The 10,775-nt window shown below is 65.2% G+C and carries 7 protein-coding genes; 6 read left to right on the top strand and 1 reads right to left on the bottom strand.

Features of this window, described 5'->3' with window-relative positions:
* Positions 1-313 precede the first annotated feature (313 nt).
* The 4 genes from HZB49_RS25430 (at position 314) to HZB49_RS25445 (ending at position 7,155) form a co-directional block, all read left to right on the top strand.
* Positions 314-1,492 (top strand): phosphoserine transaminase, encoded by a 1,179-nt coding sequence (locus HZB49_RS25430; protein ID WP_291616410.1) that lies wholly within the window; start codon positions 314-316, stop codon positions 1,490-1,492.
* Between the two features lie 131 nt (positions 1,493-1,623).
* Entirely contained in the window at positions 1,624-3,213 is a 1,590-nt protein-coding gene (serA, locus tag HZB49_RS25435) for a phosphoglycerate dehydrogenase (protein WP_291616412.1), read from the top strand.
* A gap of 143 nt (positions 3,214-3,356) precedes the next feature.
* Positions 3,357-5,018: a mucoidy inhibitor MuiA family protein gene (locus HZB49_RS25440; RefSeq protein ID WP_291616414.1), complete on the top strand. Its 1,662-nt coding sequence runs from the start codon at positions 3,357-3,359 to the stop codon at positions 5,016-5,018.
* A 163-nt stretch (positions 5,019-5,181) separates the two neighbouring features.
* The gene (locus tag HZB49_RS25445) at positions 5,182-7,155 is read left to right on the top strand and encodes a HAMP domain-containing methyl-accepting chemotaxis protein (RefSeq protein ID WP_291616416.1); all 1,974 of its coding nucleotides are present in this window, start codon (positions 5,182-5,184) and stop codon (positions 7,153-7,155) included.
* 3 nt (positions 7,156-7,158) lie between these two features.
* Here the strand turns inward: HZB49_RS25445 and HZB49_RS25450 are convergent, their stop codons facing one another.
* Positions 7,159-8,181, bottom strand: coding sequence for an AraC family transcriptional regulator (locus tag HZB49_RS25450; protein WP_291616418.1), 1,023 nt, complete (start codon positions 8,179-8,181; stop codon positions 7,159-7,161).
* Between the two features lie 231 nt (positions 8,182-8,412).
* Between HZB49_RS25450 and HZB49_RS25455 the strand changes: the two genes are divergently transcribed.
* Entirely contained in the window at positions 8,413-9,042 is a 630-nt protein-coding gene (locus HZB49_RS25455) for a response regulator (protein WP_291616419.1), read from the top strand.
* 200 nt (positions 9,043-9,242) lie between these two features.
* On the top strand, positions 9,243-10,415 hold the full coding sequence (locus tag HZB49_RS25460; protein ID WP_291616421.1) for an acetyl-CoA C-acyltransferase: 1,173 nt from the start codon (positions 9,243-9,245) through the stop codon (positions 10,413-10,415).
* Positions 10,416-10,775: the final 360 nt, after the last annotated feature.

Consider the following 10,775-nt stretch of genomic DNA (forward strand, 5'->3'; position numbering starts at 1 on the left):
ATTCCATACCAGGCCCCTTATTGCGTCTGAAGCGGCCAATGTCCAGCCTCGCTGGAGAGACGCTCGTTCAAGTCGAACTCCGGATTCGGACTCCGAACGCAAGTCTCCGGACAACCGCTTTTCACTTCCTTGCGCTTGGGCCTTTTCGCGTCGCCGCCGCCCGGTGTCCCGCATGGCCGCATGCGGCGGGCGTGTCTGGAATTTCGGCGGATCGGCGCAAGGGGAGGTTGCTTTCGACGGACGAACCGGCTAGCACCGTCGGCGGGACACCCCTCCCCAACGAGGGGCGCCCATCTGAGAGGATGGTTACAACATGACGACGACCAATGCCCGCCCGGGCACCAAGCCCGCTTGCCCGAATTTCTCCTCCGGCCCCTGCGCCAAGCGCCCCGGATGGAATCCCCAAAATCTCAAGGACGCCGCCCTCGGCCGCTCGCACCGCGCGAAGATCGGCAAGGCCAAGCTCAAGCTCGCGATAGATCTGACGCGCGAGGTGCTGGAAGTGCCGGCCGATTACCGCATCGGCATCGTGCCGGCGTCCGACACCGGCGCGGTCGAAATGGCGCTGTGGTCGCTGCTCGGTGCGCGCCCCGTCACCACGCTCGCCTGGGAATCCTTCGGCGAAGGCTGGGTCAGCGACATCGTCAAGGAATTGAAGCTCAAGGACGTCACCAAGCTGCACGCCGTCTACGGCGAGATCCCCGATCTCTCCAAGGTCGATCCTGCAAGCGACGTCGTCTTCACCTGGAACGGCACCACTTCGGGCGTGCGCGTGCCGAACGCCGACTGGATCAAGGCTGATCGTCAGGGCCTCACCATCTGCGACGCGACTTCCGCCGCATTCGCCCAGCCGCTCGACTGGCAAAAGCTCGACGTCGTCACCTTCTCCTGGCAGAAGGCGCTCGGCGGCGAAGCCGCGCATGGCATGCTGGTGCTGAGCCCCCGCGCGGTGGAACGGCTCGAGACCTACAAGCCGGCCTGGCCGCTGCCGAAGATCTTCCGCATGACCAAGGGCGGAAAGATCAACGAAGGCATCTTCGTCGGCGAGACCATCAACACGCCGTCGATGCTCTGCGTCGAGGATTATCTCGACGCGTTGAACTGGGCGAAGTCGGTCGGCGGCCTGAAGGCGCTGATCGCGCGCGCCGACGCCAACACAAAAGTGCTCGCCGACTGGAAGGCGAAGACGCCCTGGATCGACTTCCTGGCCAAGGATCCAGCGATCCGCTCCAACACCTCGGTGTGTATGAAGTTCACCGATCCGGCGATCACGTCGCTGACGGAGGATGCCCAGGCCGACTTCTCCAAGAAGCTCGTTGCGCTCGTCGAGAAGGAGGGCGCCGGTTACGACTTCGCGTATTACCGGGACGCGCCGGCAGGCCTGCGCATCTGGTGCGGCGCCACCGTCGAGGCGAAGGATGTCGAGCTGCTGACGCAGTGGATCGACTGGGCCTTTGCCGAGACCAAGGCAGCGCTGCCGAAGGCGGCCTAACCTCTGTCGTCCCGGCCAAGCGAAGCGCGAGCCGGGACCCACAACCACAGCACGCAGTATGGGTCCCGGCTCTGCGCGCCAAGCGGCGCTTCGGCCGGGACGACATTCTCGATATTCCAAGGGATCACACCATGCCCAAACCCAAAGTTCTCATTTCCGACGCGCTCTCGCCCGCCGCCGTCCAGATCTTCAAGGACCGCGGCATCGAGGTCGACTTCCAGCCCAACCTCGGCAAGGACAAGGACAAGCTTGCCGAGATCATCGGCAATTATGACGGCCTTGCCATCCGCTCCGCCACCAAGGCGACCGCCAAGATCATCGCCAAGGCGAAGAAGCTGAAGGTGATCGGCCGCGCCGGCATCGGCGTCGACAATGTCGAGATTCCCGCCGCTACGGCAAAAGGCATCATCGTGATGAACACGCCGTTCGGCAATTCGATCACGACCGCCGAGCATGCCATCACCCTGATGCTGGCGCTGGCGCGCGAAATCCCGCAGGCCGACGCTTCCACCCAGGCCGGCAAGTGGGAGAAGAACCGCTTCATGGGCGTCGAGATCACCGGCAAGACGCTGGGCGTGATCGGCTGCGGCAATATCGGCTCGATCGCCGCCGACCGTGCGCTGGGCTTGCGCATGAAGGTGATCGCCTTCGATCCCTTCCTGTCGCCGGAGCGCGCCAAGGACATCGGCGTGGAGAAGGTCGAGCTCGACGAGCTGTTCAAGCGCGCCGACTTCATCACGCTGCATACGCCGCTGACGGAGAAGACCAGGAACATCATCGACGCCTCCGCCTTCGCGAAGATGAAGAAGGGCGTGCGTATCGTCAATTGCGCCCGCGGCGGCCTCGTCGACGAGCAGGCGCTGGTCGATGCGCTCAACTCCAAGCATGTCGCCGGCGCCGCCTTCGACGTGTTCACCGAGGAGCCGGCGACGTCGAACGTGCTGTTTGGTCATCCCAACGTGATCTGCACCCCGCATCTCGGCGCCGCCACCACGGAAGCGCAGGAGAACGTCGCGCTGCAGGTCGCAGAACAAATGTCGGATTATCTGCTCTCCGGCGCGATCTCCAACGCCGTCAACTTTCCCTCCATCACGGCGGAAGAAGCGCCGAAGCTGCGCCCGTTCATCGAGCTTGCGGAAAAGCTCGGCTCGTTTGCGGGCCAGCTCACCGAGACCGGCATCCTCAAGGTACAGATCACCTATGAGGGCCACGTCGCCGAAATGAAGATCAAGGCGATCACCTCGGCCGTGCTGTCCGGCCTGCTGCGGCCGATGCTCGGCGAGGTCAACGTGGTCTCCGCGCCGGTCGTCGCCAAGGAACGCGGCATGATCGTCGACGAAGTGGTGCGCGCAGCGCAAAGCGACTACGAAAGCCTGATCACCGTCACCGTCACCACCGAACGGCAGGAACGTTCGGTGGCCGGCACCGTCTATCACGACGGCAAGCCGCGGCTGGTCGACATCAAGGGCATCCGGATCGACGCCGAGTTCGGCAAGTCCATGATCTACGTCACCAACGAGGACAAGCCGGGCTTCATCGGCGCGTTCGCGAGCCTGCTTGGCGATGCCAGGCTGAACATCGCGACCTTCCACCTCGGCCGCGTCAAGCAGGGCGGCGACGCCATTGCGCTGGTCGAGATCGACGGCCCGGTGCCACCGGACGTGCTGGACAAGGTGCAGAAGCTGCCCCAGGTCAAGCAGGCCAAGGCGCTGGCGTTCTAGCTTCTCGCGTCCCCGTCCGCCGCGGCTCTGCCGCGGCGGCGCCATACCGATACCGCAATCGAACCGGTTCCTGCCCCGCCGCGTCTCAAGAGAAGGGGCGCGGTTTTCGCGCCCACTTTGGCGCGCGCTGTTGGGAGGTATTCATGCGGACGATCGCAAATCATCTTGCTACGACCGGGCTGGTATTGCTTGCGGCGCTGGCCGTCACGCCGGTGGGGGCGGCCAATCTGGACGTCACCTCGGCGGTCGATGCGGTCACCGTCTATCCCGATGGCGCAAGCGTCACGCGGGTCATCGAGCTCGATCTTCCTGCCGGCGACAACACGCTGGTGGCAAAGGATTTTCCGCTGACTTTGGATGCGACTTCGCTGCGGGTCGAGGGCGAAGCCGGCACCCGGCTCACCATCGGCGCCATCGACACCCGCCCGCCGCGCCCCGTTCCGCCCGCCAACCTTTCCGAAATCGACAGGCGCATCGAGGCGCTCCGGGACGAGCGTGCCAACTGGCAGGGCGCCGTTGCGGCGGCTGAAGCGCGGCGCAAATTCGCCGAGCGCTTTGCCGAGGCATCGCCCGCGGGGTTGGGCGAGAAGGGGGAGGCGCGTCCGCTCAGCGAGTGGCGCGCGGCCTTTGCCGCCGTCTCCGAAGAAGTCGCCGCCGCCGACACCGCCATCCGCGACGCCCAGCGCAAGCAGCGCGAGATCGACCGCGAGATCGCCCGGCTGGAATCCGATCGCGCGGTGAAGCCGCCGGCCAGGCTCGAGGTCCGGATCGATCTCGCCGCCCAGGCCGCAACCAGGGCGAAGCTGCGGGTGACCTATAGCGTGCGCAATGCGCGCTGGACCCCGCTCTATGACGCCCGCCTCGATACCGGCGCGAAAGACCGCAAGCCCGCGCTGGAGCTGGTGCGCCGCGCCGAAATTGCCCAGACCACCGGCGAGGACTGGTCGAACGTCACGCTCGGCGTCTCGACCGCGCGCACGGCCCGCGGCGGCAACGCGCCGGATCTGAAGTCTCTGATCGTGCAATATCCGCAACTGCCGCGGCCGATGGCGGCGGGCTCGGCCTCTGACACGGCTTATCGGGCGGAGCCGCGCTCGATGGCCGCGCCCCCGCCGCAGCTCGCCAAGCGCGAGCGCGCCGAGGAGCAGGAAGCAGCCGTGGAAGCCAGCGGGTTCCAGGTCACCTTCAGAATTCCCGGCCGCGTCAGCATCGGCGCCGCCGACGGCGCCAAGAGCCTGCGCATCTCGATGGCGACGATTGCTCCCGATCTCGTCGTTCGCTCCGCCCCGGTGCTGGACCCGACCGCGTTCCTGGAAGCGAGCTTCAAGCAGGCCGAGGACGCGCCGCTGCTGCCGGGCCGGGTCTCGATCTATCGCGACGGCGCCTTCGTCGGCCGCGGCCAGATGGCGGCGGCCGGCAAGGACGAGACGGTGCGGCTCGGCTTCGGCGCCGACGACAAGGTCAAGATCGAACGCACGGTGCTCAAGCGCAACGAGGGTTCAGCCGGCCTGATCGTAACGACCTCGAAGACGGACGAGCGCTCGTTCAAGACCAGCGTGCGCAACGGCCACGATTTCCCGATCCGGATCGCGATCGAGGATCAGCTGCCGGTCAGCGAAAACGAGGAGATCGTGGTCGAGATGCTGCCTTCGACCACGCCGCCGACTGCGACCAATCTGCGCGACAGGCGCGGCGTGCTGGAATGGGCGTTCGAGGCCAAGGCCGGCGAAGTGAAGGACATCGGCTTCGCCTGGCGCGTCAAATGGCCGAAAGACAAGGGCGTCGTGATGACGCCGGCCGGCTGAACAACCGACCGTCGAAGGCTACGCGATTTGCGATACTCTGCACGTTGACGTGCAGAGTGTCGCGTATTTCTACGCGAGGGGAATGTTTACGAAATATTTTCGACATTGCGGTAATCTATGGTTGCTTTTCTATATTGCGGCAACTTAGATTCGGAAGTCGATTATGCGGTCTCTTTCCCTGCGGCTGACGCACAAGATCGCCGCGATCGGCGTAGCCGGCCTTGCCGGCGTCGTTCTGATCGGCGGCATTCACCTCTACGGCGAGCGCGCCGTTGCCGTCTATCGCGACGCGGCCGAGAAGGCGCGGGCGGTCGCCGAGCTCAACAGCCGGATCGAGGTCGAGCTGCTCGAGGGCCGCCGCGCCGAAAAGGATTTCCTGCTGCGCAACGATGCGAAGAAGGCGGATGCGCAGATGGAGATCGCTAAGGCCGTCGCCGCCGATATCGAATCGCTGCGCAGCAAGGTCGCGGCGATCGGCAAGCCCGAGCTCACGGGTCAGATCGAGGCGATGAGCGCGTCACTGAAGCAGTACCAGTCGCATTTCGCGGCCGTGGTCGAGCAGAAGCGCAAGCTCGGCCTGGACGAAAGATCCGGCCTGGAAGGCCAGTTGCGCAAGTCCGTGCACGAGATCGAATCCCGGGTCGAGCAGGCCAACGAGCGGGGCCTGCTGGTCACCATGCTGATGATGCGCCGGCATGAGAAGGACTTCATGCTGCGTCGCGACCGCAAATATGGTGAGGATATCAGGAAGCGCGCCGGCGAATTCACTGCCGAACTCGAAAAGGCCGGCGTGCCGGATGCCGCCAGGACCGAGCTCAAGCAGAAACTCGCCGACTATCAGCGCGATTTCGCGGCCTGGATGGAAACGGCGCTGACGCTCGCCACCGAGTTGAAAGCGATGTCGGAATCCTTCGCTGCCGTCGAACCCGTGATCGAGACGGTATCGAAATCCGTCAACGAAATCCGCGCCAATGCCGAACGGCTGAACAGGATCGAGCGCGAAAGCATCCAGTTCTGGATTCAGGTGGCGATCGCAATGATCGCCGGGCTGGTGCTTGGCGCCAGCTTCTTCATCGGCCGCTCGGTGTCCGTCCCGCTCAAGGCCATGACGTCGGCCATGAAGGAACTGGCGAACGGCAATTTCGCAATCGTGCTGCCGGGGCTGGGCCGCAGGGACGAGGTCGGCGATATCGCGCAGGCGGTCGAGACGTTCAAGATCAATTCCGAACAGAAGGCGCGCGACGAGGCGGAGGCCAGGATCAGGCAGGACCAGCTGATCGCGCAGCAGCGCAAGGCCGACATGATCCGGATGGCCGACGATTTCGAGGGCGCAATCGGCGAGATTGTCGAGACCGTGTCCTCGGCCGCGAACGAGCTCGAGGCGTCCGCCGGGGCGTTGACGTCGACGGCGGACCGCTCGGAGCAGCTTGCGACCATGGTCGCGAGCGCTTCGGAGGAGGCCGCCACCAACGTGCAATCGGTGGCCTCGGCGACGGAAGAACTGTCGTCCTCAGTCAACGAGATCAGCCGGCAGGTGCAGGAATCCGCGCGCATCGCCAATGCGGCGGTGGATCAGGCACACCAGACCAACGCGCATGTCGGCGAATTGTCGAAGGCAGCTTCCCGCATCGGCGACGTCGTCGAGTTGATCAACACCATTGCGGGCCAGACCAACCTCTTGGCGCTGAACGCCACCATCGAGGCGGCGCGCGCGGGCGAGGCCGGCCGCGGCTTTGCCGTGGTGGCTTCCGAAGTGAAGGCCCTGGCCGAGCAGACCGCAAAGGCGACCGGCGAGATCGGCCAGCAGATTTCAGGCATCCAGGCGGCGACCGAGCAGTCCGTGACGGCGATCCGCGAAATCAGCGGTACCATCGAGCGGCTGTCGGAGATTTCCTCGACCATCGCCGCGGCGGTGGAAGAGCAGGGCGCCGCGACGCAGGAAATCTCACGCAACATCCAGCAGGCTTCGCTGGGCACCACACAGGTCTCCTCGCATGTCGGCGAGGTCCGTCAGGGCGCCAGCGAGACTGGATCAGCCTCTTCTCAGGTACTCTCGGCGGCGCAGTCGCTGTCCGGCGACGGCAACCGCCTCAAGCTCGAGGTCGGCAAGTTCCTCAATACGGTCCGCGCCGCGTGAGGCTCACCAGCGCCGGATCGCCGCCAGCGCCTGCTCGCGCGCATCGCTGCGCCATTCGGTGATGCTGCGGCCGAAGCGGCCCTTGAACCATCGCGCCATGGCGCTTTGTGCCGAGAAGCCGAGCATTCCGGCCACGGCCGCCAGCGGCCGGCTGCGGTCCTCGATCAGGCGCAAGGCGAGGTCGGCGCGCTCGGCATCGAGGACTTGCGAAAAGCTCGTGCCGCATTCGGCAAGGTGGCGATGGATGGTCCGCCGCGTACAGCCGAAATGTCCGGCGACCCGCTCCACCGTGCAGTCGCCGTCGTTGAGCAGCGCGCGCACCACTTCGGCCACACGTTCGTCCCACTGCCGCGGCCGCACGTCGATGGCCTCGACGCGCTTCTCGAGATAGTTCGCGATCAGCGGATGCGAACTCGGAATCGGCCGGTCGAGGTCGCGCGCGGAAATCGCCAGCGCATCGACCTCCGCGTTGAACACCAGCTGGCAGCCGAAGAAGCTCCGGTAGTATTTCCGGTTGCGCGGCGGCGGATGGGTCAGATGCGCTTCCAGCGGCCGCCAGTCCTCGCCGGCGAGCGCGCGGATGATCCGGTGCAGGCTGCCGAGCGCCATCTCGGACGACTGGCGCGGCGCGCGCGGCAGGGCGCGCAGGCCGACCGCCAGCATGACGACGTCATCCTGCGGCTCGATCGAGAGCCGCATGCCTTCGTGATGGATATGGATGAAGCGGGCCAGCGCCTTCAGCGCATCGCCGATCGTCGCCTGTTCGCGGACGACGAGCGCCACCGGGCCGAGATTGGCAAGCGCACCTCGCTCGGCCATCAGCAGGCCGAACTCCTCGACGCCCGACGCCGAGGCGGACGCCTCCAGCAGCCGGCGCAGGCTGGATACGGCAATGCGCAGATCCGGACGCTCCAGGCTTTCCAGCGGCAGGCGTACCTTGCGCAACATCGCCCGGGGATCGATGCCCACCGATTGGGCGACCTCCGGGTAATGCGTCAAGGTTGCACTGCGTATCAGATCGCTCATGGCGGGTATGCGCTGCGATGTCCCGAAATGTAAAGGATATGTCCCCAAATGTCAAACCAGCGGAGAACCGACCGGTTAAATACGGGACAAGAGTCGTCGAGGCACGGCGCACGTTTTACCGCCGGGCCCGCCATCACCGCACGCGATACCATTCGAACGGCCGATTTCCGCTCGATCGCATGCGTCATTGCCGGCTCTGCCATTAGAAAATCCATTGTTGGGGTCAAGGCTATGCCGTGGAACGCGACGTCCCGGGGTGAAATCTTTGTTGTCGACGACGAGATCGCGGCGCGCGAGACGCTGTCGCGCGCGCTCGAGGGCGCAGGTTATGAAGTGGTCTGCTTCGCCGATGGCGCCGCGCTGTTGTCGCAGCTTCGTTCCCGCACCCCCGCCAGCATCTTCCTCGAGGTCAAGATGCCGGAGCGCACCGGGCTCGATCTCCTGAAAAGGCTGCGCGAGGAAAACTGTCCCGCGCCGATCTTCGTCACCTCTGCCAATGGCGACATCGCGACCGCGGTGGAAGCGGTGCGCAGCGGCGCAGTCGACTTCATCGAGAAGCCGGTCGACGGCAACGACGTCGTCGAGCGGATGGAAGCGGCGATCGAAGAGCTCGCACAGTCCGGCGACGAGGATTTTCCCGACATCGCGACGCATTTGCCGGGCTGCGCGCCGTTCACCCGCAGGGAGCGCGAGGTGCTGGTGCGGATCGCGGTCGGCGAGACCAACAAGGAAGCCGCGCGAAAGCTCGGCCTCAGCTCGCGCACCATCGAAGGCTATCGCGCCAGCATCATGCGCAAGGTGGGCGCGCGCAACGCGGCCGAACTGCTCCGCCGCGTGCTGAGCCAGAGCCGCACCGCCTGAGCGGGCAATTTCGCGGCATCAGTTTCGCCCTGCGGAATTGTTGGCAGCGTTCCGCCGCAGAAAATACCGTTCGGCGAAACCTTCGTTTTCGATCGGCAAAATTCCGCTCGCGGCGCCCCTCCGCGGACGGTATTTTTGTTGCCACGGGTGAGAAATTCGTACGATATGAGCCGCAACCGGCCAGCTAAAGGGAGAGAAAAATGCGTGAAGCCGTAATCGTTTCCTATGCCCGCACGGGTCTGGCCAAGTCCGGCCGCGGCGGATTCAACATCACCCCGCCGATGTCGCTGGCCGCGCACGCGGTCAAGCATGCCGTCGAGCGCGCCGGCGTCGCCAAGGACTATGTCGAGGACTGCTATCTCGGCAATTGCGCCCACGGTGCGCCGAACATCGGCCGCCAGGCTGCGCTGCTCGCGGGCCTGCCGAAGTCGACCGGCGGCGTGTCGGTCAATCGCTTCTGCTCGTCGGGCCTGCAGACCATTGCGATGGCCGCGAACTCGATCCGCTCGGAAGGCTCCGACTGCATCGTCGCCGGCGGCGTCGAAAGCATCTCGATCCCCGGCGGTCCCTTGCCGAAGGACGCGGTCGATCCGGAATTGCTCAAGGTTGCGCCCGACATCTTCATGGCGATGATCGACACTGCCGACATCGTCGCCGAGCGCTACAAGGTGAGCCGCGAATACCAGGACGAGTTTTCGCTGGAGTCGCAGCGCCGCATGGCCGCAGCCCAGCAGGCCAACAAGTTCAAGGACGAAATCGTCCCGATGAAGACGAAGATGAAGGTCGTGGACAAGGCGACCAAGGCCGAGAGCATCGTCGACTACGTCGTCGATCGCGACGAGTGCAACCGTCCCGACACCACGCTGGAAGGTCTCGCCAAGCTCGAGCCCGTGAAGGGCCCGGGCAAGTACGTCACCGCCGGCAATGCCAGCCAGCTCTCCGACGGCGCGGCCGCGGTGGTGCTGATGGAAGCCAAGGATGCCGAGAAGCGCGGCCTCAACCCGATGGGCCGCTTCGTCGGTTGGGCGTCGGCCGGCTGCGAGCCGGACGAGATGGGTATCGGCCCGATCTACGCCGTGCCGAAGCTTCTGAAGCGCAATGGCCTGAAGATCGACGACATTGATCTCTGGGAGCTCAACGAGGCTTTCGCCAGCCAGTGCCTCTATTCGCGCGACCAGCTCGGCATCGATCCCGCCAAGTACAACGTCAACGGCGGCTCGATCGCGATCGGCCATCCCTTCGGCATGACCGGCGCGCGTCTGACCGGCCACATCCTGCAGGAAGGCCGCCGGCGCAAGGCGAAGTGGGGCATCGTCACGATGTGCATCGGCGGCGGCCAGGGCGGCGCGGGGCTGTTCGAGATCTATCAGTAAGCTCGAAGGCTATCGCAAGAATCGAAACAGCGCGGCAGTGCCGCGCTGTTTTTTTGTTGGCGCTACTTCGCCTACGGGAAGTTGGCCTACCTCGCCCCGCTTGCGGGGAGAGGTCGGATTGCATCGAAGATGCAATCCGGGTCAGGGGGACTCTCCGCGAGTCCATCTGCCACCATGATCGAGGAAGCAGCCCCTCACCCCGACCCTCTCCCCGCAAGGGCGCAGGGCTGTCCGGGGAAGTTTAGCCATAGCAGAACTCGATTTGATTGGGTTGGGCTCTGGGTTTTGCCCGGCTTGGATTTACGGGTGGAGGTTTGTCGATGGTGGCAATGGAGCGCCGGGTGAAGAGGAGCTGGCTGA

This window comes from Bradyrhizobium sp., assembly GCF_016219575.1.
In the GTDB taxonomy this organism is placed as follows: domain Bacteria; phylum Pseudomonadota; class Alphaproteobacteria; order Rhizobiales; family Xanthobacteraceae; genus Bradyrhizobium.

Bases quoted from the DNA above. Each gene is read 5' to 3' on its own strand.
- HZB49_RS25450 (WP_291616418.1), bottom strand. From the start codon at position 8,181: ATGAGCGATCTGATACGCAGTGCAACCTTGACGCATTACCCGGAGGTC.
- HZB49_RS25445 (WP_291616416.1), top strand. From the start codon at position 5,182: ATGCGGTCTCTTTCCCTGCGGCTGACGCACAAGATCGCCGCGATCGGC.
- serA (WP_291616412.1), top strand. From the start codon at position 1,624: ATGCCCAAACCCAAAGTTCTCATTTCCGACGCGCTCTCGCCCGCCGCC.
- HZB49_RS25455 (WP_291616419.1), top strand. From the start codon at position 8,413: ATGCCGTGGAACGCGACGTCCCGGGGTGAAATCTTTGTTGTCGACGAC.
- HZB49_RS25430 (WP_291616410.1), top strand. From the start codon at position 314: ATGACGACGACCAATGCCCGCCCGGGCACCAAGCCCGCTTGCCCGAAT.
- HZB49_RS25440 (WP_291616414.1), top strand. From the start codon at position 3,357: ATGCGGACGATCGCAAATCATCTTGCTACGACCGGGCTGGTATTGCTT.
- HZB49_RS25460 (WP_291616421.1), top strand. From the start codon at position 9,243: ATGCGTGAAGCCGTAATCGTTTCCTATGCCCGCACGGGTCTGGCCAAG.